Origin of the sequence: Nonomuraea sp. NPDC048826 (assembly GCF_043198225.1) — a bacterium.
GTDB lineage: Bacteria > Actinomycetota > Actinomycetes > Streptosporangiales > Streptosporangiaceae > Nonomuraea.
In genome coordinates this window covers 245,845-271,422 of the sequence record NZ_JBICUQ010000010.1, presented here as the reverse complement: position 1 = coordinate 271,422, position 25,578 = coordinate 245,845, and the positions used below count along the sequence as shown (strand labels likewise).

Sequence of the window (25,578 nt, the reverse complement as noted above, 5' to 3'; positions counted from 1 at the left end):
GACGTCGAGAGGGCCGCTCCGGACGATCGGAGCGGCCCTCTCGCGTTGCCGGGACTACTTGGCGTTGGCCTTGAGGTAGTCGCTGTTCATCTGGGCGATCGTGTCCAGCGGGATGCCCTTGGGGCAGACGGCCGTGCACTCACCGGTGTTGGTGCAGCCGCCGAAGCCCTCGGCGTCCATCTGGTCCACCATGGCCTTGGCCCGGGACAGGCGCTCGGGCTGGCCCTGCGGGAGCAGGCTGAGGTGGGTGATCTTGGCGGCGGTGAAGAGGGACGCCGACCCGTTGGGGCAGGCCGCGACGCAGGCGCCGCAGCCGATGCAGGTGGCGGCGTCGAAGGCGGCGTCGGCGTCCTCCTTGCGGACGGGCACGCTGTGCGCGTCCGGGGCGGAGCCGGCGGGCACGGAGACGAACCCGCCCGCCTGGATGATGCGGTCGAAGGAGCTCCGGTCGACGACCAGGTCCTTGATCACCGGGAACGGCGCGGCCCGCCACGGCTCGATGGTGATGGTGGCGCCGTCCTCGAAGTGGCGCATGTGGAGCTGGCAGGTGGTGGTGGCCACCTGCTCGCCGTGCGCCACGCCGTTGATGACCATGCCGCACATGCCGCAGATGCCCTCACGGCAGTCGTGGTCGAAGGCGATCGGGTCGTCGCCTTCGAGGATGAGCCGCTCGTTCAGCACATCCAGCATCTCCAGGAAGGACATGTCGGGTGAGACGTCCTCCACCCGGTACGTCACCATGCGCCCCCGGTCCTTGGGACCGCTCTGACGCCAGACCTTCAGGGTCAGGTTCACTTGTAGCTCCGCTGGCTCATCTTGACGTACTCGTACTGGAGCGACTCCTTGTGCAGCACCGGCGTGCCGTCGAGGGAGTGCTCCCAGGCCGAGACGTGGGCGAAGTTCTCGTCGTCGCGCAGCGCCTCACCGTCGGAGTCCTGCGACTCGGCCCGGAAGTGGCCGCCGCACGACTCGGTGCGCACCAGGGCGTCCAGACACATCAGCTCGGCCAGGTCGAAGAAGTCGGCCACCCGGCCGGCCTTCTCCAGCACCTGGTTCAGCTCCTCGGCGGTGCCGGTGACCTTGACGTTCTCCCAGAACTCCTGGCGCAGCTCGGGGATGCGCTCCAGGGCCTTGCGCAGCGACTCCTCGGTGCGCTCCATGCCGCAGTAGTCCCACATGAGCTTGCCCAGCTCGCGGTGGAAGGAGTCGGGGGTGCGGGTGCCGTTCACCGACATGAGACGGTCGATCTTCGTACGGACCTTCAGCTCGGCCGACGCGACGGCCTCCTCGTCGACGTCCCCGAACGGCCCGTCGGCCAGGTAGTCACCGATCGTGGTGGGCAGCACGAAGTAGCCGTCGGCCAGGCCCTGCATCAGCGCGGACGCGCCGAGCCGGTTGGCGCCGTGGTCGGAGAAGTTGGCCTCGCCGATCACGAACAGGCCGGGGACCGTCGACTGCAGGTCGTAGTCCACCCACAGGCCGCCCATCGTGTAGTGGACGGCCGGGTAGATGCGCATCGGCTCCTCGTACGGGTTCTCGCCCGTGATGCGCTCGTACATCTCGAACAGGTTGCCGTACTTCTTCTCCACGGCGTCGCGGCCGAGCCGGTTGATGGCGTCGCGGAAGTCGAGGTAGACGCCCAGGCCGCCGGGGCCGACGCCGCGGCCCTCGTCGCAGACGTTCTTGGCGGCGCGGGAGGCGATGTCACGCGGGACCAGGTTGCCGAAGGCGGGGTAGATCCGCTCCAGGTAGTAGTCGCGCTCGGCGTCCGGGATGTCGCCAGGAGCGCGGCTGTCGTTCTTGCGCGCCGGCACCCAGACGCGGCCGTCGTTGCGCAGCGACTCCGACATGAGCGTGAGCTTCGACTGGTGGTCGCCGGAGACCGGGATGCAGGTGGGGTGGATCTGCGTGTAGCAGGGGTTGGCGAAGTACGCGCCCCGCTCGTGCGCCCGCCAGATGGCGGTGGTGTTGCAGCCCTTGGCGTTCGTGGACAGGAAGAACACGTTGCCGTAGCCGCCGGTGGCGAGCACCACGGCGTCGGCGAAGTGCCGCTCGATCTCGCCGGTCACCATGTCGCGCACGATGATGCCGCGGGCCCGGCCGTCGGAGACGATCAGGTCGAGCATCTCGTGGCGAGTGAACATCTCCACGGTCCCGGCCGCGATCTGCCGCTCCAGCGCCTGGTACGCGCCGAGCAGGAGCTGCTGGCCCGTCTGTCCGCGGGCGTAGAAGGTACGGGAGACCTGGGCGCCGCCGAAGGAGCGGGTGTCGAGCAGGCCGCCGTACTCGCGGGCGAACGGCACGCCCTGGGCCACGGCCTGGTCGATGATGTTCACCGAGACCTCGGCCAGCCGGTAGACGTTCGACTCGCGGGCGCGGAAGTCGCCGCCCTTCACCGTGTCGTAGAACAGGCGGTAGATGGAGTCGCCGTCGCCGCGGTAGTTCTTGGCGGCGTTGATGCCGCCCTGGGCGGCGATGGAGTGGGCGCGCCGGGGCGAGTCCTGATAGCAGAACGACTTGACGTTGTAGCCGAGCTCGCCGAGCGTCGCGGCGGCGGAGCCGCCGGCCAGGCCGGTGCCGACCACGATGACGTTCAGCTTGCGCTTGTTGGCCGGGTTGACCAGGCGGGCGCCGAACTTGCGCTTCTCCCACCGCTCCTCGATGGGACCGGCCGGGGCCTTGGTGTCGCGGATCTCCGCGCCTTCGACGTAGTTCACTGGATCACTCCGAACGTGATGGTGAGGGGCGGCGCGAGGAAGCCGATGACCAGGAGCGCGGACAGCAGGGCCGCGGCCGCGCGCAGCGCCTTGTTCCTGTCGCGGTTGGCCACGCCGAGCGTCTGGAAGGCGCTCCAGATGCCGTGCCGCAGGTGCATGCCGACCAGGGCGACGGCGACGACGTACAGGATCGTCACGTACCACCGGGACGGGTCGAAACCGGCGATCATGCGGTCGGCCGGGGTGGAGTCGAAGCCCTTCGGGTTCACCACGCCGAAGGTCAGGTCGAGCAGGTGATAGACGACGAACAGCGCGATCGTGAGGCCGCCGTACCGCATGATGTGCGTGGCGTACCCGTGGGCCTGCGACTTCTTCTTCGCCGCGTACTTCACCGGGCGGGCCGCGGCGGCGCGGCGGGACAGCGAGATCGCCGCCCACATGTGCAGGACCACCGCGAGGACGAGGCCGATCTCGAGGATGGTGAGCAGGGACCGGTACGGGGCGATCGGCTCCAGGAGGGTGCGCAGCGCGTGCGCGTACTCGTTGAAGGACTGGCGACCCGCGAAGATCTTGAGGTTGCCCACCATGTGGGCGAGGAGGAAGAGCACCATCACGGCCCCCGTGACGGCCATGATGACTTTCTTGCCGTTGGACGAGGTCAGGAACCCGCCAGGCCGCTTGGCTCTGGGCTTCTCACCCTTGGGGGGGATAACGGGCGCGGTGGCGGCGCCGCGCTCAATCGTGGCTGTCACGTTCATCGACGCTAGGTAACCTGCGATGATCCGTCCAAGTCATGAGGGGCCTGGTTTCGATAGCCACCGGCTATGATGTCTGGTTTGTACGGCATAGGGACGTTCATCTAGCCGGCTGGTTGCGAGGAATATCACATGCAGTTCCAGCAGTTGGCGTACTTCGTCACGGTGGCAGAGACCAGGCACTTCACCCACGCGGCCGAGCGGATGCGGGTGGCGCAGCCCTCGCTCAGCAAGCAGATCAAGGCGCTGGAGAACGAGCTGGGCGCGCCGCTGTTCTCCCGGGCGCGCGGCAACGTCACGCTGACCCCGGCCGGGGAGGCGCTGCTGCCGCTGGCCCGCCGGATGCTGGCCGACGCCGACACCGCCAGGCAGGAGGTGGCCGAGCTGGCCGGGCTGCGCCGGGGCACGGTGCGGCTGGGCGCGACGCCCTCGCTGTGCGCGGGGCTCATGGCCGACGCGCTGGCCCGCTTCCATCACGCGTACCCCGGGATCGGCCTGCTGGTCGAGGAGGGCGGCTCGCGGGACCTGGTGCGCGCGCTGGCCCGCGGCCAGCTCGACCTGTCGCTGATCATCATGCCGTTGCAGCACGACGACCCGTCGCTGGTGACCGAGGAGATCCTGCGCGAGAACCTGGTCGTGGCCTCCCCCGTGACCGAACGGCCGCGCAAGCCGTACCTGCGGATCGACGAGCTGCGCGGCAAGCCGCTGGTCATGTTCAGGACCGGCTACGACCTGCGCGACGCGACGCTGGCGGCCTGCCGTCAGGCGGGGTTCGAGCCCCGGTTCGCCGTCCAGGGCGGCGAGATGGACGCGGTGCTGCGGTTCGTCGAGGCGGGGCTGGGCGTGGCCGTGGTGCCGTCGATGGCGCTGGACGGGCGGCCGGGGCTGACCGGCACGCCGCTCGCGCCGCCCGGACTGAGCCGGACGATCGCGCTGGCGCACCGCAAGGACGTGGAGCCGATCAGGGCCGCGCAGGCGTTCCGGGCGACACTTCTCTCGTATGTGATCGAAGCCGGACAGGAAGGCACCCTTCCACAAGGGGTGGAGCTCATCGCAGAATGAGCAGCAAAGGCCCCGGACACTCCGGAAGGGTAGGCGTGACGGCGACGCTGAACGAGACGCTGACCCTGCTCCTCATCGAGGACGACGCAGGAGACGCCTTCCTCGTGGAGGAGTTGCTCAATCAGGCGGAGGCGCCGCCCAGGATCACCTGGGTGCGCACTCTGCAGGAGATGAAGTCCCAGCTGGGCCCGCACGTCCAGTGCGTGCTGGTCGACCTCTCCCTGCCCGACGCCACCGGCCTGGAAGCGCTGGAGCAGGTGCTGGCCCTGGCCAGGGACGCCGCGGTGCTGGTGCTGACCGGGTTGCGCGACGCCCACGTCGGGGTCGCGGCGGTGCAGGCGGGGGCGCAGGACTACCTGGTGAAGCAGGACGTCGACGCCCGCCTCCTGGCCAGGGCCATCCGCTATGCCATGGAGCGCAAGCGCGCCGACCTGGCCCAGCGCCGGCTGGTCGAGGCGCAGCTGACCGCCAAGGAGAACGCCCGCCTGGAGAACGGCCTGCTCCCCGTGCCGCTGCTGCGCACCCGCGAGCTGCGCCACGCCACCCGCTACCTGCCCGGCTCGCAGGGCCAGCGGCTGGCCGGCGACTTCCTCGACACGGTGCAGACGGCCGACGGCTCGATCCACGTGGTGGTCGGCGACGTCTGCGGCCACGGACCCGACGAGGCCGCGCTCGGCGTGGCGCTGCGCATCGCCTGGCGCACGCTCGTGCTCGCCGGGCAGACCGGCGACCTGCTGCTGCGTACGCTCGACACCCTGCTGCGGGCCGAGCGCAGGGCTCCGGAGATCTTCACCACGCTCTGCATGACCACGATCACGCCCGACCTGTCGCGGGCCAGGATGCGGGTCGTCGGCCATCCTCCCCCGGTGCTGGTGCGCGACGGGAAAGTGAGCGTGGTCGAGGGCGCGCCGTCCGGGCCGCCGCTCGGCATCTTCCCTGACGCCCGATGGACGGTGCTCGACGTGCCGCTGGGCGAGCACTGGTCGATGATGCTCTACACCGACGGGCTGATCGAGGCCGCGCTCGGCGGCGAGATGCTCGGTGTGGACGGGCTCGTCAAGCTGGTCCGGCTCCACGGCGCCATCGACATCGACCGGCTCATCGGCGACGTCGGGACCCTCACCGACGACCTGGCGGCCGTGGTCGTCAGCAGAGGTGAGCCATGAGCATCCATCCCCTGCCTCCCGCCCGGCCGGCCACCGGGGTCGGCCGGGTGCCGATCGCCCGCTGGTTCGTGGTCGCCGGCGGGACCACCTTCGTGGCGTTCCTCGGCGGCGTGGTGCTCACCATGCTGATGATCGCCCGGGTGCGCGAGCTGGGCCCCAAGCCCGAGGTGGCCGCGCAGATCAACCGGCTCAACATCGCGCTCGTGGTGCTGTTCGTGGTGATCCTGGCCGCCGGCGTGGCGTTCGCGTTCATCCTGCGTTTCACCGTGCTCGATCCCATCGCCCGGCTGACCGAGCAGGTGCGCAAGGTCGCCGGCGGCGACTTCGACCACCGGCTCGGCGTGGAGCGGCCCGCCGAGCTGGCCGAGCTGTCGAGCCACATCGACTCGATGCGCCGGCGCATCCTGTCCGGCTGGCGCACCGCCACCGACCAGTCCGACGAGCTGCGCCGGTCCAACAACGAGCTGGAGCAGTTCGCGTACGTGGCCAGCCACGACCTGCAGGAGCCGCTGCGGAAGGTCGCGAGCTTCACCCAGATGCTGGAGCAGCGGTACGGGAACGAGCTCGACGACCGGGCCAGGCAGTACATCCGGTTCGCGGTCGACGGCGCCAAGCGCATGCAGCTGCTCATCAACGACCTGCTCGACTTCTCGCGCGTGGGCCGGATCGGCGGCGAGCGGGCGCCCATGGACAGCGGCGTGGCGGTCCGGGCGGCGCTGGAGAACCTGTCGGCGGCGGTCGAGGACACCGGCGCCACCGTGACCACCGGCCCCCTGCCCCGGGTCGTGGGCAGCCAGCTGCTGCTCACCCAGCTGTTCCAGAACCTGATCGAGAACGCGGTCAAGTTCCGCGGCGACGAGCCGCCCCGGGTCCGGATCGAGGCGGTCGAGCGCGACGGCATGTGGGAGTTCAGCTGCGCCGACAACGGCATCGGGGTCGACCCCAAGTACGCCGACCGCATCTTCCTCATCTTCCAGCGGCTGCACCCGCGCGACGTCTACCCCGGCACCGGCATCGGCCTCGCCCTCTGCCGCAAGATCGTCGACTATCACGGCGGCCGGCTCTGGCTCGACGGCGACTCGGGCAGCCGGGGCACCACGTTCCGCTGGACGCTTCCCCCGGCAGGTGACGACGATGGGTGACTGTCGGCCGATCGAGGTGCTGCTGGTGGAGGACGACCAGGGTGACGTGCTGATCACCCAGGAGGCGTTCGCGCTCAACAAGGTGCGCAACCGCCTGCACGTGGTGAGCGACGGCGAGCAGGCCATGGCGTTCCTGCGCCGGGAGGGCCCCTACGCGGAGGCGCCGACGCCCGACCTGGTGCTGCTCGATCTCAACCTGCCCAGGAAGAGCGGCATGGAAGTGCTGGGCGAGGTTAAGGCCGACCCCCTTCTCCGGACGATCCCGGTGGTCATCCTGACGACGTCGGAGGCCGAGGAGGACGTCATCCGGAGTTACCGGATGCACGCCAATGCATACGTGGCTAAACCCGTCGATTTTGGGCAATTCATAAGGGTTGTCCGTCAAATCGATAACTTTTTCGTGACTGTGGTGAAGTTGCCTCACCAGGGACGGCAGCCCTGACGGAGGACGTGACAGGAATCACAGTGTGAGCAGGAGAAAGTGAGTGACCGTCCTCACAAATCCCGATGCGCTCGTCGTAACGTATGCCACACCAACTGCGCGCCCGCGCGGCACTGTCACCGCCGAAGGCGCCTAGAAGAACGACCCGGACCCCAGGCGTGCGGGGTCCGCGGGAGGTGGAGAGGTCCGCGATGACCCAGACGACGCCCGACGCACCAGTGAGAAAGCAGCGTGCCCAGGTCAAGGTGCGCACTCTGCGCACCGACCGATGGTGGCTCACTCCGCTTGTCGTATTCCTCGGGCTCAGCTCATTCTTGATCTACGGCGTGTGGGCGATCTTCGACACGAACAACTTCGTCGAACCGTATATCGCTCCTTTCGCCGCGCCCTGTCTGACGACGCAGGACGTCTGTGAAGGCGCGCGACTGTTCGGATGGGCGCCCGTCGGCGACTGGTACGCACTTCCGCCGGGGCTGCTGATCCTCGGCCTGCCGGGCGGGTTCCGGCTGACGTGCTACTACTACCGCAAGTCCTACTACCGCTCGTTCTGGCTGTCGCCGGCCGCGTGCGCGGTGCAGGAGCCGCACGGGAAGTACACCGGTGAGACGCGGTTCCCGCTGATCATGCAGAACATCCACCGCTACTTCTTCTACTTCGCGCTCCTGGTCGGCGCCATCCTGACCTACGACGCCGTGATGGCGGTGGTCCACAAGCCGCTCGGCCTCGGCAGCTGGATCCTGACGCTCAACGCCGTGCTCATCCTCGGCTACACGCTCGGCTGCCACTCCTGCCGTCACATCACCGCGGGCCGGCTCAACCACTTCTCCCGGCACCCGCTCCGCTACCGGGCCTGGACCTTCGTCTCCAAGCTCAACGCCAAGCACCAGCAGTGGGCGTGGGCCTCGATGTTCTCCGTCATGGGCGCCGACCTCTACGTCCGCCTGGTGGCCAAGGGCATCATCGCCTTCCCGTTCGCGTAAGGATCACTTCAAGTGGATAACTCGATCAACATCGAGCGTCACGAGTACGACGTCGTCGTCATCGGCGCGGGGGGCGCCGGGCTGCGGGCCGCCATCGAGGCCCGCCAGCAGGGCAAGCGCACGGCCATCGTGTGCAAGTCGCTGTTCGGCAAGGCCCACACCGTCATGGCCGAGGGCGGGGCCGCGGCCGCGATGGGGAACGTCAACCCCGACGACAACTGGATGGTGCACTTCCGCGACACCATGCGGGGCGGCAAGTTCCTCAACAACTGGCGGATGGCCGAGCTGCACGCGAAGGAGGCGCCGGACCGGGTCTGGGAGCTGGAGGCCTGGGGAGCGCTCTTCGACCGCACCAAGGACGGCAAGATCAGCCAGCGTAACTTCGGCGGCCACGAGTACCCCCGGCTGGCCCACGTCGGCGACCGCACCGGCCTGGAGATGATCCGCACCCTCCAGCAGCGCGTGGTCGCCCTCCAGCAGGAGGACTACGAGCAGCACGGCGACTACGAGGCCTACATCAAGGTCTTCCAGGAATGCACGGTGACGCGCCTGCTCAAGGACGGCGACCGGATCTCCGGCGCGTTCGGCTACTGGCGCGAGACCGGCAGCTTCGTGCTCTTCGACACGCCCGCCGTGGTGCTGGCCACCGGCGGCATCGGCAAGTCCTACGTGGTCACCTCGAACTCCTGGGAGTACACCGGTGACGGGCACGCCCTGGCCCTCCTGGCCGGAGCGAGCCTCATCAACATGGAGTTCATCCAGTTCCACCCCACCGGGATGGTCTGGCCGCCTTCGGTGCGCGGCATCCTCGTCACCGAGTCGGTGCGCGGCGACGGCGGCGTGCTGCGCAACTCCGAGGGCGAGCGCTTCATGTTCAAGTACATCCCCGAGGTGTTCAAGGACAAGTACGCCACCACCGAGGAAGAGGCCGACCGGTGGTACACCGACCAGGCCAACAACCGCCGCCCTCCGGAGCTGCTGCCCCGTGACGAGGTGGCCAGGGCCATCAACGCCGAGGTGAAGGCGGGCCGCGGATCACCTCAGGGCGGCGTCTACCTGGACGTGTCCACCCGGCTCCCGGCCGAGGAGATCAAGCGGCGGCTGCCGTCGATGCACCACCAGTTCAAGGAGCTGGCCGACGTCGACATCACCGCCGAGCCCATGCAGGTGGGCCCGACCTGCCACTACATCATGGGCGGCGTCGAGGTCGACGCCGACACCGGCGGCGCCTCGGTGCCCGGCCTGTTCGCGGCCGGCGAGGTGTCCGGCGGCATGCACGGCTCCAACCGGCTCGGCGGCAACTCGCTGTCGGACCTGCTGGTGTTCGGCCGCCGCGCGGGCGCCGGCGCCGCGGCCTACATCGACGCGCTGCCCGCCCGGCCCAAGGTGGACCAGGAGCAGGTGGAGACCGCCCGTGCGGAGGCCCTGGCGCCTCTCGAGCGCTCCGGCGAGAACCCGTACGAGGTCCACCACGAGCTCCAGCGGACCATGAACGAGCTGGCCGGCATCATCCGCAAGGCCGAGGAGCTGTCCGAGGCGCTGCAAGTCGTGGAGAAGCTCAAGGAGCGGGTGCAGCTCGTCGGCGCGGGCGGCTCGCGCATCTACAACCCCGGCTGGCACCTCGCGCTCGACCTGCGCAACATGATCCTCGTGTCGGAGTGCGTGGCCAAGGCGGCGCTGCTGCGCGAGGAGAGCCGCGGCGGCCACACCCGCGACGACCACCCCGGCATGCGGCCGGAGTGGCGGCGCAAGCTGCTGGTCTGCTCCACCGAGGACGGCGGGTCCATCACGGTCGAGGAGAAGGTGCAGCCCGCGATGCGGGACGACCTGTTCACCCTCTTCGACCGCGACGAGCTGAGCAAGTACCTCACCGACGAAGAGATGGACGAGTTCGACAGGATCGCGAAATGAGCTACAAGGCGAAGTTCAGGGTCTGGCGCGGTGAGGGCGGCGAAGGCAAGCTCGAAGACTTCACCGTCGAGGTGAACGAGGGCGAGGTCGTCCTCGACATCATCCACCGGCTCCAGGCCACCCAGGCCCCCGACCTGGCCGTGCGCTGGAACTGCAAGGCCGGCAAGTGCGGCTCGTGCTCGATGGAGATCAACGGCAAGCCGCGGCTGGGCTGCATGACCCGGATGTCGACCTTCTCCGAGGACGAGACGATCACGGTGACGCCGATGCGGACCTTCCCCGTGATCAAGGACCTCGTCACCGACGTCTCGTACAACTACGAGAAGGCCAGGGAAGTCCCGTCCTTCACGCCCCCCGAGGGCGTGCGGCCCGGCGACTACCGGATGCAGCAGGTCGATGTCGAGCGGTCCCAGGAGTTCCGCAAGTGCATCGAGTGCTTCATGTGCAACAACATCTGCCACGTGATCCGCGACCACGAGGAGAACAAGCCGGCCTTCTCCGGGCCGCGGTTCCTCATGCGGATCGCCGAGCTCGACATGCACCCGTACGACGTGGCGGAGCGCCAGGAGTCGGCCCAGCAGGACCACGGGCTGGGCTACTGCAACATCACCAAGTGCTGCACCGAGGTCTGCCCGGAGCACATCAAGATCACTGACAACGCGCTGATCCCGATGAAGGAGCGCGTGGTCGACCGCAAGTACGACCCGCTGGTGTGGCTGGGCAACAAGATCTTCAAGCGCGCCAGTAAGTAAGTCCGATCAGGAACGCGGCGGGACTCGGACGTCCCGCCGCGTTTCTCGTGTCCGGGGGTCAGCGCCGGTGGTTCCACTCCGGGCCGTCGTCGCCCTCGGGGAAACGCTGTTCGACGGTGCGGTCGAGCGGGGCGCTCCAGGGCTCGGAGTCGCCCGGCTCGGCGGCCGAGGCCGGGCCGAGCGGCCGGTCCGGGTCGTCCTCGTACGGGCCCGCGCCGCCCGGCGGGATGTCGGAGGGCGGCGTCTCCGGCGGGACCAGCGGCTCGAACGGCGCCCTGAACTCCTCCGGCTCGGGCCGGGCCGGCTGGGCGCCGTACGAGTCGTACTGATCGGGAGCCAGCACCACGGGCTCCTGCGCCGGCGGCTGGGGCGCCGGGCCGGAGGCGACCTGGGTCGCGTTCGGGTCGTGGTAGACCGCGCCGTACTGGACCTGCCCGCTGGGGAAGGTCTGCACGGGCACGAAGCTGATGATCGGCGCGTACGCGGTGCCGCCCGGGTAGCCGGGGGCCGCGACGCCGGCGGTGGCGTAGCCGGGCCCCGCCGGGTAGCCCTCGGCCGGGCTCGGGTACGGGCCGGGATGGTTCGGGTGGGCGCCGGGATAGGCCCCGGCCTGCGGACCCGCCTTGCGGACGGCCGCGGCGTGCGCCATCCGGCGCAGTCGCCCTTCGAAGATCAGCACCGCGAACAACGCCAGCAGCACCATGATCAACGCCGGGATGCTGAGCCGCTGGGTGAGGCTGCGCTGGTCGTACTCGGGCGCCGCGTTGCGCACCTCCAGCTGCACGGTGTCGCTCTCGACGGAGGCGGCGTCGGTGGAGGGCGGCGGCGTCGGGGTCTCGGTGCCCGCGACGGTGGGCATCAGGACCGACTCCTCGGCCGTCGGCGTGGTGGCGTCCGGCACTTCCTGCGCCGTCTGGGTCGGCACCTGCTGCTGCGGCGGCGGGGCCGCGGAATGGGTGGTGGCGGGCGCGTCGGGGGTGCTGGAGGTCTTGGTCTTCGTCGGCCGCGGGGCCTGCGTCTTCTTCGTCGGCGACGCCGTCACCGTCTTGGTGATCGTGGTCTCGGGCTGCTCCGGCTCCGGGGTCGGCGTCGGGAGCGTGGTGGTGATCGTGATGGTGGTCTCGGGCTGGGTCGGGCACTGGCCGGCGTCACAAGGCTCCACCGGGTCCAGCGCTGTTGCCGACGCCGTCGCGCTCGCTCCGACGAACGGGATGACCCCGACGCCGGTTAACCCGAGGGCGAGCACCATGGCGGAGACGGCCGTCGCTCGTTTGCGTGCCACCTGTGCCCTCCGCGCGATCCAAATCCACGGTCAAGGGAATACTAGTCGGGTCAAAGTAACAGTAAAGACGGATCTAGAATACCTTTCTCCGCATACGCCGGTTTTGTGCGAAGGCAACGGCCCAAAGACCGCAGGACAACGCCCCGATCCCGACAGCCACATACGGCAGCCCGGCGACTCCGGCCAGCGGGTTGATGCGCTCCTCCGCCCGCACTCTCACCTGCGCGCCGTCCACCTCCCTCGGCAACGGCGCCTCGGCGGCGGCCTGGAGCGGCGGCGCGACCTCGGGCAGCCGCACCTGCCGATGCTGGCGGATCCGCCCGGGGATCACACCCTCCCGTACGGATCCACGCCAGTCGTCCACCGACCCGCGCCTCCCCCGGTCGCCCGCGGACCCGCGCCTTCCCTCATCTCTCGCGGCCCCGCGCTTGCCCCAGTCGCCCCACGTCTCCGCCTCGCTCCTCCGGGCCGCACGCTCGCCGCCGCCCCGACCGGCCCACTCGGCCGCCCGCCGCCCGCCGTCCGCACGCCGGTGAGATGTCCCGTCCGCGTGAGATGTCCCGTCCGCGTGAGACGTCCCGTCCGCGTGAGACGTCCCGTCCGCGCTCCAGTCGGGTCCCCGCGCCTTCCGCCCGGCCCCGGCGTCTTCCCCCCAGCCGGACCCCCGCTGCGCGACCTTGTCAGACCCGCCCTGGACGAACGCCCCCGACTCACGCTCAGCCGATTCCTCCGACCCGCGCCCGGCGAACCCCTCGGGCTCACCAGACTCAGCCTCGTCCGGCGCCGTGTCCGCCGCGGTCGCCGAGACGTCGTCGACCGGGGTGGTGTCGGTCCTGCCGATGGTCACCACGGCGCCGTTCGCCTCACGGAGCCGGGCGACCGCCGCCACCTCCACCTCCTCGGCCCCCGGCGGGACGGACAGCTCCACCTGCACGGCCTGCTCCGAGGAGACGTCCCCCAGCCGGCACACCTGCGCCCCCGGCACCCGGACCCCGTCGGGAGCCTCCAGCGCCCGCCCGGCCAGCGCGCGGGCGGTGATCTCGGCGCCCCCGGGGTCGGGCGTGTCGGCGGAACGCGGCGGAAGGGCCCCGGCGCAGGACAGCCCGGTGAGCGCGGCCACCGGCGTGGCCGCCACCGCCAGCCGGGCGTCCCCGGCCATGCCGCTCAGCCGCACCTCGTACCGGAGCACGTCGCCCGTCCTGACCCACTTGAGCATGCCGGCGGGATCGTCCACCCGCTCCAGCACCATGGCCACGCCCGCCGCCGCCGCGGGCACGGCCGGGGCCGCCACAAGGGCCAGGACCCCGGCCACCATCCAGCCACGGTTCATCATGACGCCTTCCCCCGATGCGACAAATAACGTGTAGTAATCGTTATGTCACCGAGAGCAACGGCTCAATCCTGTACGAGGAGTTTCTCGACAGCTTCCATCAGAGGCAGGTCCGCCGCGAGCCAGGCCACGTCGTAGTACTCGCCCGGCGCCAGCCACCGCAACGCCAGGTGTTCGCGGGCCTGCGGGGTGCCCGAGGCCAGGTCGGCCAGCCAGGCGCGCATCACGTAGCCGTCGGTGCTCAGCGGCCAGTCGCCGCCCACCCGCTCGCCGACCTCGATCTCGACGCCCAGCTCCTCGCGGCACTCCCGCACCAGGGCCTCGATCTCCCCCTCGCCGGGATCGACCTTCCCGCCCGGGAACTCCCAGCCGCCCATCAGCGCGGGAGGTTCGGCCCGCTGCGCGGCCAGCACCCGCCTGCCCGGCCCGACGATCACCGCGGCCACCACGATCACCGTCATAGCGCGGGTGTCCCCAGCTTGGCGAGCTGGTCCTGGACGGCGGGATTCTGCAGCGGCCGGGTGAAGCCCACGATCCTGTCGCGCCCCTCGTAGCTGGTCACCTTGATCGGCCCGCACAGGCGGCAGCGGGCCTCCACCATTTTGCCCTTCGACACCACCAGCCCGACATGCCCCGGCCGGTCCGGCGCCGTGCCCGGCCCGGAGTCGAAGAACACCAGGTCGCCCGGCTGCTCGGCGCCCTGCTCGATCTTCACCCCGAACGGCCACTGCCCGAACGTGGTGCGCGGGATCGCCAGCCCGGCGTGCCGGTAGGCGGCGTACACGATGCCGGAGCAGTCGAACGCGTCCGGCCCGGTGCCGCCCCACAGGTAGGGCTTGCCGCGCTGGTCCAGCGCGAAGTCCAGGATCTTGGCCACCACCGTGCTGGGCGCGGCCTCGACCAGCGGTTCGTCACACGCGTCGTCAGCTTCCGGCGGCACTTCGACCTCCCCGGACTCGGCGTACTTGCGGGCGATCTCCTCGACCTGGTCGACGTACCACCAGGCGCGGTTGTAGACGAACAGCGCCCGCCGCACGTTCTCCGGGGCGCCGTTGCGCTTGAGCATCCTGGCCGCCCCGAGGATCGCGTCGGCCGGGTTGTAGACGTCGCCGACGCCGTCACCGTCGCCGTCGGAGGCGTAGCCGTTGAATCGCGACGACATCGGGATCCTGGCCTTGCCACCCCACGTGCTGATCAGGAACTGCATCGGCCCGGCCGCGCCGGCGTAGTTGGTGCCGCTCTTCACGCCCGGCAGGTCGGACCGGCCGTGGTCGGTCTCGCGCTTGCCCACGGCGGCCAGGATCGTCCACTGGACCCCGATCTTCTTCCCGTGCTCCTTGTACAGCTCCAGGTACTCGGAGGGGATGTCGGCCGCGGCCGAGTCGGACGCCTCCTGCACGCGGGCACCGTCGTCGGTGCAGTCGGGCAGTTCGCCGCCGGAGCCGATGAACGAGGGGATCGAGGTCATCAGCATGGGCGAGATGACGGCCAGGACCAGCAGGAGCGCCCCGGCGACGACGGCCGCTACGACGGCACGGGACCGGTTCACCCCTGGGTGTCCCCCTCCTGGCCCTCGTTCGCCGGTTGGAGGTCGAACACGCGCCAGTCGGAGCCGAGCTGACTGACCGTGACCGCGTAGTCCGCCGACACCTGCCGGGTGCCGCTCTTCGCGGTGATCTGCTGGGATCCGGTGACCACGAACACGATGGACGCCTTCTCGATCTGCCTGATTTCCTTGAGTTTCGCCGTCGCCGTGGAGACCACCTGGTCGGCGCGGTTCTGCTCCACAGAGCCCGGCGAGGTGAGGGTACGGACGAGCACGTTGCCCAGGTCGGCCGTGGTGTAGCGGCGCACCCGGGCCGCGTAGGCGGCCGGATCCTCGTCGTGGCGGAACGTCGCGTACTCGGCCGTGAACCGCTCGGCGAGATCGGCGGCGGCGGCCAGTTGCTCCTTGGACATGGGCAGGTAGGCGTAGACGTCGAACGGGGCGTCGCTGGCGGTGGCCAGCGGCGTGGCCGGGACGACGGGCGAGGTGGTGGTCCGGGGCGCGGCCGGCTGCCGTTCCGCGGCGGGCTCTCCTGAGTCCGGCCACATGGTCAGGTAGAGGCCGACGGCGGCGAGCACCACCACGATGGCGGCGAAGACCAGTCCTCGCCTGTCACCCGGCTGCGCCACGGTCTAGTCCTTGTCGGGGTTGGTGGGGTTGAGCCAGAAGGGGACCTCGGGCTCGTTCCTGCGCGAGCTGCTGCCCCACAGCGGCGGCGGCTCGGAGCCGCGCCGGTCGGAGTCGGAGCGGTCGAAGAACCCGCCTCCCGAGCCGAAGACGCGGCCGTCGGGGTTGCGGCCGAAGATGCCGCCGGAGGAGGGGCGGTCGGAGCCGTTGTCGCTCCACCGGGAACGCCCGGACCGCGACCCGCCGCCGAACAGCGACCCGCCGCCGGACCCGCCGGACCCGGAGAACCGCGACCGGCCGCCCGAGCCGGACCCACCGGACCGGGACCCGCCGGACCCGCCGGACCCGCCTGAGCCGCCGAACAGCGACCCGCCGGACCGCGAGCCACCGCCGGACCGGGACCCGCCCGATCCGCCTGACCCGCCTGACCCGCCTGACCCGCCTGACCCGCCGAAGCGTGAACGCGCGCCGCCCGACGAGGCGCTGCCGCCGCGCGGCGCCCAGCCGCCGCTGGGCCGCCCGCCGAACCAGCCGCCGGACCCGCCACCGGACGCACCGGAGCCCACCGAGCCCCCGGACCCCACGGATCCGCCGGAACCCCGTGAACCACCCGATCCCGACCCACCGGAGACCCGCGGGCCACCGCCGCCGAGCCCGCGCGGCCCACCAGCCGCCCGAGGCCCGCCCGCGGCGCCGGCACCGCCGGGACCGCCACCCGACCGTACGGGACCGCGACCGGCAGGACCGCCGGCCCGCCCGTTGGCCCCGCCCAGGTTGAGCGGCGGCGCGTCGCCCTTGCGCGCCTCGGGCACCCGCCTGCCGAGACCCTTGACGCCCTGCTGCTCCTTGTCCAGCGGCGCGGGCACGCGCACGCCCGATGCGCCCTCGCCCTCCTCGCCCCTGGCCCGGCCCTGGGCGACGCCGGACGCGGCCGCGCCGGCCACCCCTCCGGACGCCGCGGCCGTGATGAGCGGCTCGGCCTTGCGCACGCCCCAGCGCCCGATCCGCGCCGACGCCACCGGCGGCAGCACGTTGGCCGAGCGCTCCAGCGTCGGCGAACTGGCCGCCTCGCCGAGCATCCTCGTGGCGAGGGTGTGCCCGTTGATCGAGGCGAACAGATGCTGGAACGGTCTTCGGTAGAAGAACACCGCGATCGTCAGCAACGCCATGAACAGGATCTGCAACCCCCACGGCATCGCGGTCGAGATGATCAGCGCGTACCCGTACACGAGCACCCCGAGCACGAGCGCCAGCACGGCCTGCCGCAGCAGCGTGCCGATGAGCATCTCCACCCAGCGCATGGCGATGATGCGGCCGCTGCCCGGATGCACGCCGATGAGCAGGAAGACCGGCCCGAGGATCAGCAGCAGCAGGAAGCCCACCTTCAGCACCAGCAGCGACACCGCCACCAGGAAGATGAGCACCCCGGCCACCATGGCGGCGATCAGCGCCCCGATGGCCACGCCGAGCCGGCTCGTCCAGTCGCGGCCGGAGAAGATGAAGTAACGCGAGTCGTTCCTCAGCCTGTCGGCGACCTCGGCGTACTTGGCCTGGTGGGCCCCCACGTCAGGGGCGGGGTTCTCGACGGTGGCGGCCGGGATCGACTGGGTCTCCAGCATGACCCGGCCGAAGTCGCGGACGATCGGCTGGTCGGGGTCGGCGGTGCCGAACATGCCCATCAGCCACGGCTTGCACACCAGCGTCGACCAGAGGGCATCGGCGTTCTGGTCGACCCCGGGGGTGCCGTTCTGTCCGAATCCGCCGGCCCGCACCTGCGGGTTGGTCTCGCCGGGAGGCGGCAGGCAGGACGCGCCGCCCGCGCCGGGCAGCCCGGAGAAGGCGGAGTTGACCACCTCGCCGGTCTTGTCCGTGACGACCTTGCCGAGCCCGGTGAAGTCCTGCGGCCGGCTGAGGAACCAGGTGGCGACCGTGACCGCGAGCACCATCCAGATCACGCCCTCGGCGGTGGTGGTGGCCCGCTTGCGGATCAGCCCGTACCAGGCGAGCCAGATCGCGCCGAGGATGACGACCGGCTGGAGATACGGCCAGTACATGGCCTGCGACAGGTTGGTGACGATGTCGTCGACCACGTCCTTGATCGCCTGGAGCGGTCCTTCGGTGGCCGCCGCCTGGTACGTGGTGATCGTCAGCCGGTCGATGGCCTTGGCCCACAGGAAGATCGTGTTGGCCCAGGAGTTGCCGAGCACCGCGGCGATGTCGGAACAGCCCAGCTCGTGCGTGTGCCAGAACTGGCCGGCCATGCCGAACTGGCCGTAGTTGGTGACGGGCTGCTCGCCGCCTTCGCGGGCCGGCGGCTCGATCATGCCGTCGACGCCGCTGCCGATCACCTCGGGGGCGAGCTCACCCGACAGGTCGCAGGGCGCGGCGGCGGCCGGCGACGTGGCGCCGATCACGACGGGCACCACGACGAAGCCGAGCAGCACCGTCACCACGGCGAGCGCCCACCGCTTGGGTAGCCGGATCTTCATGACCGCACCTCCTGCGCCCTGCCCACGCCCCCCTGAAGATCATCATGCCCGTTGCCGTCGGGTTTGTCGTGCGTCGGGTTCGTGTCGAGCCAGCGGAGCAGTTCCTCCGAGATGAGGTCCACCCCGATGCGGCCGGCCCGGCCGTCCAGATCGCGGAACACGCACTCCCCGTTGCCCAGCGAACGGAGCACGGCCTTGTGCTCCTCCAGGGGATCCACCCCGAGCAGCGCCATCACGTGATCGACCTCCACCCGTTCGGTCGACCGGAAGGCGAACACGGACGACAGGCAGTTCGTCACCTGCTCGTTGAGCAGGTCGCCGGCGTTCTGGGAGACGAGCACCAGCGCCGTGTTGCGGGATCGGCCCATCCTGCTGACCTCGGGCACCAGCTTGGCGCCCTCGGGCGTGGACGTGATCGCCCACGCCTCGTCCAGGAAGATGGCCTTGGGCGCGCGCCGGTCGAGGCCGTTCATCAGCCGCCGCGCGAACTGGGACACCAGGTAGAGCAGGGCCACCGAGAGCCGCTGCTCGTAGGAGTAGTCGTCCCTGGCCGTGGTCACGTCGGGCAGGGTCAGGCCGCCGAGCGTGAACACGGTGGTCCAGCCCTCGGTGTCGATCTGGTCGCCGCCCGAAGGGTCGAAGCAGAGCCTCGCCAGGTGCATCTCGGACATCGAGCGCAGCACCGCTCCGAGGTTCTTCGACGCGGCGTCCTCGGTGCGCTCCAGGTGGTCGACGACCTTGCCGAGCGACGGGTCCGGCTGGTTGGACACCGCCGCCACCGCCTGGATCATGGCCGACTCACGCTCTTCGGACATGCGCGGCAGCAGCAGCCGGAGCGTCTCGGTCGCCATCGTCTTCTTCGCCGCGATGTCGTCGCCGAACGAGAACGGGTCCAGCAGACCGGGCGCCGCCGAGCCGAGCGGGATCATGCGGGCCTTGCGACCCCGCTTCTCCAGCAGCCGCACCAGCGACTCGGCGTCGCCCTTCGGGTCGATCACCGCCACCGTGACGCCGCGCAGCGCCATCTGGTAGATCATCAGCAGCGCGAGCGTGGTCTTGCCGCCGCCCGGCTCGCCGGTGATCGCGATGGCCGTGGGCCGGTTGCGGCTCGCCGCCAGCAGCGGGTCGAAGTGGACGATGCTGCGGGCCCGGCCGACGGTCTCGCCGATGTACGGGCCCAGCCAGCCCTCGCCGCCGTGCTCCAGCCGGTCGCCGAGGTCGACGGTCGCGGTCGCCATGCCGCCCGCGATGGTCCGCAGCGGCTGCCGCTGGGCGTACGCGTTGATCTTGACCCGCTCGCCCGGCAGCGCCTCGCAGAACAGCGAGAACTGGTCGCCCGTCGAGTTGACCACGTCGATGCCCATGTCGCGGTAGTGCTCGACGACCGCCTCCACCCGCTGCACGCAGATGTCCTCGGTCGGGGCCGACACGATCAGCCGGTGCCACCCGTACACGAACGGCAGCCGCTCCTTGGTGATGCCGTGCTCCAGCATCCGGGCCGCGTCGATCTGCTCCGCCAGCGCCAGCGGCGCCTCCGCGCCGGCCTCGCGGATGTGGATGTCCATGTCGCGGGCGTGCGCCAGCTTGCGCGCCACGTCGCGGGAGGCCTTCACCGGCGGGATCAGCCGCATCCTGGACGAGATCTCCACCGGGAACGGCAACTGGTCGGCGAAGTGCATCCACGGCTCGCCGTCGGGGAACGGCATCAGGTCGGGGAACCTGGCGAACGACAGATGAGCCACGTACGAGTCGCCCTGCGGCTGCACGATGCGCAGCAGCGACCTGCCGTTCTGGATCTCACCCTCGACCAGCGCCTCGATCTCGCCCTTGCCCCAGCGCCGCTTCGGGCTGGCCGACGGCGGCCCGTCGGCGAGCCCGCCCGCCGCCGCGTGCTGGAACAACCACGCCACCTCCGTGGAGGTGGCGTGCCGGGCGTAGAGCGCACTGGACGCCAGCGCCCGCCCGAGCCGTTCGGCCTGCTCGGTCCAGCGCGCTATCTCGCTGTCCGGCACGTGGCCGTCCTCGAGCCCCAGCGCCTTCTCCGTACGCTGGTAGAACCCGAGAAGCTGGGCCAGCGCACCGGCGCCGAGCTGCTTGCCCCGCGCCCCGAGCCGGACCCCGAGATAGACCTCCTTGGTCCAGAAATCCTTCGCCCAGACGTGGCGGTACATCTCCTCCAGGTAGTCGCGCCACCCCGGCCCCTCGTCGGACGTGCCGTTGAGCGCCATCGCCCACTCGGCCGCCGGATAGGCCCGGTGCGCCACCCGCAGGTGCACCTCGGCGTCGGGCATCCTGATCGCGGCCAGCGCGATCGTGATGTTGGTGGCCAGCGCCTCGCGCTCCTCAGGAGTGACGAACTCGTAGCTGACCGTCGGAAGGCGGAAGTACGCCCACGCGCAGGTGTCCGTGAGCAGGATGCGGTCGTCGAAGAACCGGACGGCCAGGCGCTGATGCGCACGGGACGCCCTGCTCATGCCGCCCCCTCAGCGCATGAACGGGCCCTACCTGCTCGGATGTTCACTTAACGCTCACCGATTCTCGTGCCCGGGGGGTCACTCGCCAACTCCTCTTCGCTCGGTCGGACCTTCTGTGCCGCGAAGCCTGCGACCACGACCCCCGCGAGCGCCAGGTACGCCCGCCGACCGGCCGTGCGCAACCGCCCGGGATCCACGACCTCCACCCCGCCGGGGGCCAGGTCGTCCTCCCAGGGCACCCTGACGATGGCCCGGCACCTGCCGCTGGCCACCGCCTCCGCCTGCTCGACGTCCGGCATCGAACGCCTGCTCACCCCGTTGACCACCATGACCGCGCGCCGCCTCAGGGCCGCGCAGCCGTGCCCGTCGAGCCACTCGTACGTCATCTCGACCGCCTCGGACGCCTCCTCGCTCGCGGGCACCACGAGCACCAGTTGGTCCGCGTACGGGAGCACCCGGGCGGCCAGCGCGGCGGCCGGGTCGATCACGGTGAGCTTGTAGTGCCGGTCCAGCAGGGCGAGCGCGTCGCCCAGCCGGTCGTCCGAGAAGAGGCTGCGGTCGGCGAGCCGCTGCTCGGCCTCCGCGTCACCGTCGGCGCCCACCACTTCCAGGCCCGAGGAGGTGCGGGTGGTGTAGCCGCGCATCCTCAGATAGCCGCCGACCTGGTGCAGCCCGGCCAGCAGCGACGTCAGCGTCTCCGGCGTCTCGGGCTCGATCCTGCTGGTCAGCGTGCTGGCGCCGCTGCCGGCGTCGACGGCCACCACGCGGTCGTCGCGATACTGGGCGAGCGTGTGCCCCAGCATCAGCGCCGTCGTGCTCTGCCCCGCCCCGCCCGTGCAGCCGAGCACCACGACCCTGCGACTCCCGGCGAACACACTCCTGGCCCGCGCCTCGTCGATCTCCGAGCCGTCGCCGCGCATCCCGTTCCCGCCGACGACCACCCGCGCGACCCGCCGCCACCCGCCGGAATCCCGCCCCACGACGGACTCCACCCGCCGTACCTTCGCCTCCCCCGCCCTCGGCCCCGGCACGATGCCCCCATCACCGTCCCGCCGCCCATCGCCCTGCTCAGCCTCCTGCGGCTCACCCCCGGCCGCCTCCAGCGCAGGCGCCGACCGCCCATCCCGCCGCCCGGCAACCCCCTGCGCCTCAGCCTCCCGCTCTTCGACGTCCCGCCCATCGGCATCCCGCGCCTCAGCGTCCCGGTCCCGCGCGCCGGCGCCCCGCGCCTCAACGTCCCGCCGCCTCTCGGCGTCCCGCCCTTCAGCGTCTCGGGCCGCGACGTCCCGCCGCCTCTCGGCGTCCCGGCTCTCGACACCCCGCTTCTCAGCCTTCAGCGCCTCGACGTCGCGCCGTCCCTCGGCACGCGCTCCGGGAGATGCTCCGGGCACCGAACCGGCGCCTGTCGAACCCTCATCTCGACGGCTCTCGGCACCCCGCGCCTCCGGCCGCCGACCTCCAGGGCCCTCATGCCTCTCGGCCTCGGACCGGGCCACGCGACCGGCCTTCGGGTCTTCGCCGCTCCGACGAGGGCGGGTTTCCTGCTCGCGGGCGACCGGCGCCTCAGACTCACCCTGCTCAGCAGGCTCGGACCCAGTCACGGCCCGAAGGCCCCGCCGTCGCGCAGCCCCTGCAACCGGGGGCGGCTGCTCCTCGGAGCCAGCCTCGTCCCGCGTCGCAGAGGCGCTACCCGGAGCCCCTGCGGCCTCCCCTGAGCCAACAGCCGTAGCCCCGGCCCGTTCCGCTGCCACGACACCCTCAGGCCCTGCCGCCTCAGTCGCGTCAGTCGCGCCGCGCTCAGGCCGCGCCGCCTCGCCACGCCCGTCCCGCCCCACAGACTCGCCGTGGCCAGGGCGCTTCACAGGCTCGCCGTGCTCAGGGCGCTTCGCAGACTCGCCAAGCCCGTCCCGCTCCGCGGGCTGGCCGTGGTCGTCCCGCTCTGCCTCGCCGGGCCCGGCCTGCCCTGCGGGTGCGTGCGGACCACTTGAGCCCTCGGTCGTGCCCGCTTGGGCCTCGGCTGAGGTCTTCGCGCCTGGCGTCCCGGTCTCACCGGTCGTGCCCGCTGCTTCGCCTCGTCCTTCCTGCGTGCCGGGCGATGCGTCGACCAGCCTGGCGCTCGACGCCTCCGGCGCGTGTGAGCCGGCCGAGGACGCCGCGTCGGACACTTCCGATGCGCCCGTACCTCCCGAGGGTGCCTTCGCGGCAGGCCCCGCGTCGGAGGCCTCCGGGGCATCCCGCCCTTGCGAGGCTGTCGCGGAGGGATCCTGGGTGGGCAGCGCGGCGTCTGGTGTCTCCGCGGATCGAGACTCCTCGGGCGGGGCGCCTTCTCCGATGTCCCGGGGCGCGGAAGAGGTGTCGTCGCGTCTGAGGGGGAACGTCTGCTCCGGCCCCCGGTCGCGCAGCGGGCGGGACAACGTGACCGGCCGGGAGTCGGGGCTCAGCGGCGCCCAACTGCGCTGGGCCTCGACGAGCAGCGCGGAGTTGAGCTTGGGCGGCTGGCCCTTGCGGTGCTGGCTCCTGGCGGCCTCGTCCTCATGGACGCGCTCGGCCCCGGCGCCCGCCACAGCCGTCGGGGGGCCGTCGGCGCTGGCGGCCAGCTTGCGGAGGCGCCGCAGCGCTTCGGTGTCGATGGGCTTGGCCCCCGCGCCCTGACGCGGCCTGCGCCCTCCGGTGTCCTCGCGCGCGGGTTCTTCCGTACGGGAGACGTTCGGGGAAGGCGCACCGGTGGCCTCGGCGAGGATCGCCTGGTCGTCGTCCTGGACCCGTTCCGCGGGCCGGGGAGGCTCGGGGGCGCCGGTCTCGCGGACCAGGCGCAGTTCGCGTACCGGAGCCTGCTCGGGAGCGGGCTCGACGGCCGCCACGTCCTGGGCCGGGAGTGCGGGCGGGGCGCCGGGCCTGGTGCGGGAGCCCCAGCCCGTGCGGACCTGCTCCGCCGCGGCCGGGAGCCGGTCCGTGACCGTGAGCTGGGCGGGTGCGACGGGGGCCTGGGCGGCCGCGGCAGCGGCGGCGGCCACGGCGGGCCGGACCTGGCGCGGTCCGGTGGCGGGTGCGCGCTTGCGCGAGGTCTTGCGTGCCGGGCGGGCCTTGCGCGAGGCCTTGACCCGGACCGGGTAGGCGCGCCAGACGCGGGCCGAGAACGTCACGGTGTCGGGCTCCGACAGGGAGGCCAGGCGGTACCACGCCTTCGGCTCCCCCAGATAGCGGAGCTGGGACTCCAGAAGCTCGGTGAGCCGCTTGCCCTCGATGACGGGGCGGGTGGACAGCCACGTCACGATGCCCGGCGGCACCAGGAAGAGCACGTGCCAGGGCATCGCCACCGGCACGCCGACGACCCAGAGCAGGAGCGACCACGGGACGAGGACGCCGACGAACACGCCGATCCAGACGATGGGGAGCGGCATGGGCAGCCGTAGGTCGTACAGCTTGTAGAGCCGCTTCTCGATGCGCCAGATGTTCGTATACGTGGGCAGGTCCACGCGGTCCTCCTCTCCACCCGCTCGTTCATGACCACCGGGGAGTGGTCTCAACCCTTACTGGATGCCGAGGGCACCCGCGATCGCCTTGGCTGTCACCTCGATGATGTTGGGCACGTAGAAGATCACTCCGATGGCCACGGCCAGGATGAGGAACTGGACGAATCGCGTGATCTCGCGGGTGAAGAGGAAGAACAGCGCGACCACGGACACGACGACGAGGAAGAGCGGAGCGAAGAACGCACGCAGGAAGTCTGCGAGCCCTGCGGTGTCGACGCCGGTGGGTGGGGGGGTCGGCGTCATTTCGATCAGGTGGAGCACGATGGTTTTCAGAATCACTTCTTGTCCTCCCGGGGGGTGCCGATCAGCAGGACCGGGCTATCCGACGACACGACCGGCGCCACGGATGTCGTCGACGTACCACTTGTCGCCCTGCTTCTCGACTGTGAGGCGATAGGCCTGCTGGAGACGGCCGTCCGTCGCGCCGGGCTGGGCCTCGACGTTGGGGTCGGCGGACGGGGCCGTGCCGGGCACGACCCACACCACGACCGCCTCGATCTCTCTTGTGGCACCCCCCACAGGCACCACGACGCTCTTGAGCTCTGCGAAAGTGAAGGCGCCGGCGAAACTCGGCAGGCTGGTGCCGGCGGTGACGTAGCGCTGCAGTTCGGCGGTGTTGCCCGAGGCGTAGTTGCGGAAGAAGCCCTCCAGTTGCGGTTTGAGCTCGGCGGTCGCCGCGTCGTCGGTCTCCGGCACGGCGACCTGGGGCAGCTGGGCCGGTGCCGGAGCGGGCAGGATCGCGGGCCAGCCCGAGACGACGAAGCGCCGCCCGTTGTCACCGCCCGAGTAGTAGACCGGCACCGACAGGTGGAGCCTGCGCGGGCCGGACTGGAAGGCCACCGTGACCACGGCGTTGTTGGCGTCGGTGACCTCGACGTCGTACGGCTGGATGGCGACGGCGCCCAGTTTGCCGTTGCCGTCCCAGCCCAATTGCTGGTCCATGCCCTCGGCGACGAAGGCGGCGAGCTTGCCGGACCTGCTCACGGCGTCTTCAGGACTGAAATTCAGGTAGACGCCGGCGAACTGGGCGGCGAACGCCATGGCCTGGTCGTTCGGGAAGCCGCTGCCCGGTTGGGCGGACTCATTCGGAGCGGCGGCGTTTTGGCCGGTAAACCGCTCGAATGGGGCACGAATCCCATTTACCACGATTACTACGATAAGCGCCCACAGGACTATCCGGCCCGTCCAGACGAGCCACCGCCCGCCGCCACCCGACCAACCGCCGCGCCGCGGCCTGCGCGGAGGCGGCGCGTCGTAGCCGGTGTCGGGGTGTGCGGAAAGCTCGGGCCCGCCAGCGATCCGAGGACCGTGCTGGACGGTTGACCTACGAGCCATCACGCCTCCGCTCGCGCCAATCCCCCCGGCTGGCG

Annotated in this window: 20 protein-coding genes; 7 read left to right on the top strand and 13 right to left on the bottom strand. The window is 71.1% G+C overall.

Translation table 11 applies throughout. The features are described from left to right. Positions 1 to 54: 54 nt before the first annotated feature. Genes ACGFI7_RS34040 through ACGFI7_RS34030 form a run of 3 tightly spaced genes read right to left on the bottom strand, consistent with a single transcriptional unit; the run spans position 55 to position 3,475 of the window. Positions 55 to 795: a succinate dehydrogenase/fumarate reductase iron-sulfur subunit gene (locus tag ACGFI7_RS34040; RefSeq protein WP_148029219.1), complete on the bottom strand. Its 741-nt coding sequence runs from the start codon at positions 793 to 795 to the stop codon at positions 55 to 57. Next, positions 792 to 2,717, bottom strand: coding sequence for a fumarate reductase/succinate dehydrogenase flavoprotein subunit (locus tag ACGFI7_RS34035; protein WP_393411937.1), 1,926 nt, complete (start codon positions 2,715 to 2,717; stop codon positions 792 to 794). Before ACGFI7_RS34035 ends, ACGFI7_RS34040 begins: the two co-directional genes overlap by 4 nt. Next, positions 2,714 to 3,475 carry a succinate dehydrogenase cytochrome b subunit gene (locus tag ACGFI7_RS34030; protein ID WP_393411935.1) on the bottom strand — a complete coding sequence of 254 codons (762 nt, stop codon included), beginning with the start codon at positions 3,473 to 3,475 and terminating at the stop codon, positions 2,714 to 2,716. The genes ACGFI7_RS34035 and ACGFI7_RS34030 overlap by 4 nt, the downstream gene beginning before the upstream one ends. A 129-nt stretch (positions 3,476 to 3,604) precedes the next feature. Here ACGFI7_RS34030 and ACGFI7_RS34025 point away from each other — a divergent pair, with 129 nt between their 5' ends. From ACGFI7_RS34025 to ACGFI7_RS33995, 7 genes are all read left to right on the top strand, one after another. Further along, positions 3,605 to 4,534 (top strand): LysR family transcriptional regulator, encoded by a 930-nt coding sequence (locus ACGFI7_RS34025; RefSeq protein WP_393411933.1) that lies wholly within the window; start codon positions 3,605 to 3,607, stop codon positions 4,532 to 4,534. Between the two features lie 35 nt (positions 4,535 to 4,569). Further along, positions 4,570 to 5,700, top strand: a complete 1,131-nt coding sequence (locus ACGFI7_RS34020) for a PP2C family protein-serine/threonine phosphatase (RefSeq protein WP_393411931.1) — start codon at positions 4,570 to 4,572, stop codon at positions 5,698 to 5,700. After that, on the top strand, positions 5,697 to 6,842 hold the full coding sequence (locus ACGFI7_RS34015; protein ID WP_393411929.1) for an ATP-binding protein: 1,146 nt from the start codon (positions 5,697 to 5,699) through the stop codon (positions 6,840 to 6,842). The genes ACGFI7_RS34020 and ACGFI7_RS34015 overlap by 4 nt, the downstream gene beginning before the upstream one ends. Continuing rightward, a complete protein-coding gene (locus tag ACGFI7_RS34010; RefSeq protein ID WP_393411927.1) occupies positions 6,835 to 7,284 on the top strand; it encodes a response regulator in 450 nt (149 codons plus the stop codon). The genes ACGFI7_RS34015 and ACGFI7_RS34010 overlap by 8 nt, the downstream gene beginning before the upstream one ends. A 191-nt stretch (positions 7,285 to 7,475) precedes the next feature. Beyond that, positions 7,476 to 8,264 (top strand): hypothetical protein, encoded by a 789-nt coding sequence (locus tag ACGFI7_RS34005; protein ID WP_393411925.1) that lies wholly within the window; start codon positions 7,476 to 7,478, stop codon positions 8,262 to 8,264. A 12-nt stretch (positions 8,265 to 8,276) separates the two neighbouring features. After that, positions 8,277 to 10,175: a fumarate reductase/succinate dehydrogenase flavoprotein subunit gene (locus tag ACGFI7_RS34000; RefSeq protein WP_393411923.1), complete on the top strand. Its 1,899-nt coding sequence runs from the start codon at positions 8,277 to 8,279 to the stop codon at positions 10,173 to 10,175. Then, complete coding sequence (locus ACGFI7_RS33995) at positions 10,172 to 10,927, top strand: succinate dehydrogenase/fumarate reductase iron-sulfur subunit (protein WP_393411922.1); 756 nt, start codon at positions 10,172 to 10,174, stop codon at positions 10,925 to 10,927. The genes ACGFI7_RS34000 and ACGFI7_RS33995 overlap by 4 nt, the downstream gene beginning before the upstream one ends. Positions 10,928 to 10,985: 58 nt before the next feature. Here ACGFI7_RS33995 and ACGFI7_RS33990 read toward each other — a convergent pair whose 3' ends face one another. From ACGFI7_RS33990 to ACGFI7_RS33945, 10 genes are all read right to left on the bottom strand, one after another. Next, positions 10,986 to 12,209, bottom strand: coding sequence for a hypothetical protein (locus ACGFI7_RS33990; RefSeq protein ID WP_393411920.1), 1,224 nt, complete (start codon positions 12,207 to 12,209; stop codon positions 10,986 to 10,988). Between the two features lie 73 nt (positions 12,210 to 12,282). Then, a complete protein-coding gene (locus ACGFI7_RS33985) occupies positions 12,283 to 13,542 on the bottom strand; it encodes a hypothetical protein (protein ID WP_393411918.1) in 1,260 nt (419 codons plus the stop codon). A 62-nt stretch (positions 13,543 to 13,604) separates the two neighbouring features. Further along, a complete protein-coding gene (locus tag ACGFI7_RS33980; protein ID WP_393411916.1) occupies positions 13,605 to 14,000 on the bottom strand; it encodes a (deoxy)nucleoside triphosphate pyrophosphohydrolase in 396 nt (131 codons plus the stop codon). Further along, complete coding sequence (locus ACGFI7_RS33975; RefSeq protein WP_393411914.1) at positions 13,997 to 15,088, bottom strand: NlpC/P60 family protein; 1,092 nt, start codon at positions 15,086 to 15,088, stop codon at positions 13,997 to 13,999. Before ACGFI7_RS33975 ends, ACGFI7_RS33980 begins: the two co-directional genes overlap by 4 nt. Continuing rightward, the gene (locus ACGFI7_RS33970; protein WP_393411912.1) at positions 15,085 to 15,714 is read right to left on the bottom strand and encodes a hypothetical protein; all 630 of its coding nucleotides are present in this window, start codon (positions 15,712 to 15,714) and stop codon (positions 15,085 to 15,087) included. Before ACGFI7_RS33970 ends, ACGFI7_RS33975 begins: the two co-directional genes overlap by 4 nt. A 3-nt stretch (positions 15,715 to 15,717) precedes the next feature. Further along, positions 15,718 to 18,201, bottom strand: coding sequence for a type IV secretion system protein (locus tag ACGFI7_RS33965; RefSeq protein WP_393411910.1), 2,484 nt, complete (start codon positions 18,199 to 18,201; stop codon positions 15,718 to 15,720). Beyond that, a complete protein-coding gene (locus ACGFI7_RS33960; RefSeq protein WP_393411908.1) occupies positions 18,198 to 20,675 on the bottom strand; it encodes an ATP-binding protein in 2,478 nt (825 codons plus the stop codon). The genes ACGFI7_RS33965 and ACGFI7_RS33960 overlap by 4 nt, the downstream gene beginning before the upstream one ends. A gap of 47 nt (positions 20,676 to 20,722) precedes the next feature. After that, a complete protein-coding gene (locus ACGFI7_RS33955; protein WP_393411906.1) occupies positions 20,723 to 24,151 on the bottom strand; it encodes a TcpE family conjugal transfer membrane protein in 3,429 nt (1,142 codons plus the stop codon). Positions 24,152 to 24,205: 54 nt separating this feature from the next. Further along, positions 24,206 to 24,451, bottom strand: coding sequence for a hypothetical protein (locus tag ACGFI7_RS33950; RefSeq protein WP_393412173.1), 246 nt, complete (start codon positions 24,449 to 24,451; stop codon positions 24,206 to 24,208). Between the two features lie 75 nt (positions 24,452 to 24,526). Beyond that, the gene (locus tag ACGFI7_RS33945; protein WP_393411904.1) at positions 24,527 to 25,249 is read right to left on the bottom strand and encodes a conjugal transfer protein; all 723 of its coding nucleotides are present in this window, start codon (positions 25,247 to 25,249) and stop codon (positions 24,527 to 24,529) included. Between the last annotated feature and the right edge of the window lie 329 nt (positions 25,250 to 25,578).

Bases quoted from the DNA above. Each gene is read 5' to 3' on its own strand.
- ACGFI7_RS34030 (WP_393411935.1), bottom strand. From the start codon at position 3,475: ATGAACGTGACAGCCACGATTGAGCGCGGCGCCGCCACCGCGCCCGTT.
- ACGFI7_RS34025 (WP_393411933.1), top strand. From the start codon at position 3,605: ATGCAGTTCCAGCAGTTGGCGTACTTCGTCACGGTGGCAGAGACCAGG.
- ACGFI7_RS34015 (WP_393411929.1), top strand. From the start codon at position 5,697: ATGAGCATCCATCCCCTGCCTCCCGCCCGGCCGGCCACCGGGGTCGGC.
- ACGFI7_RS34010 (WP_393411927.1), top strand. From the start codon at position 6,835: ATGGGTGACTGTCGGCCGATCGAGGTGCTGCTGGTGGAGGACGACCAG.
- ACGFI7_RS34005 (WP_393411925.1), top strand. From the start codon at position 7,476: ATGACCCAGACGACGCCCGACGCACCAGTGAGAAAGCAGCGTGCCCAG.
- ACGFI7_RS33995 (WP_393411922.1), top strand. From the start codon at position 10,172: ATGAGCTACAAGGCGAAGTTCAGGGTCTGGCGCGGTGAGGGCGGCGAA.
- ACGFI7_RS33985 (WP_393411918.1), bottom strand. From the start codon at position 13,542: ATGATGAACCGTGGCTGGATGGTGGCCGGGGTCCTGGCCCTTGTGGCG.
- ACGFI7_RS33980 (WP_393411916.1), bottom strand. From the start codon at position 14,000: ATGACGGTGATCGTGGTGGCCGCGGTGATCGTCGGGCCGGGCAGGCGG.
- ACGFI7_RS33965 (WP_393411910.1), bottom strand. From the start codon at position 18,201: ATGAAGATCCGGCTACCCAAGCGGTGGGCGCTCGCCGTGGTGACGGTG.
- ACGFI7_RS33960 (WP_393411908.1), bottom strand. From the start codon at position 20,675: ATGAGCAGGGCGTCCCGTGCGCATCAGCGCCTGGCCGTCCGGTTCTTC.
- ACGFI7_RS33950 (WP_393412173.1), bottom strand. From the start codon at position 24,451: ATGACGCCGACCCCCCCACCCACCGGCGTCGACACCGCAGGGCTCGCA.
- ACGFI7_RS33945 (WP_393411904.1), bottom strand. From the start codon at position 25,249: ATGGCGTTCGCCGCCCAGTTCGCCGGCGTCTACCTGAATTTCAGTCCT.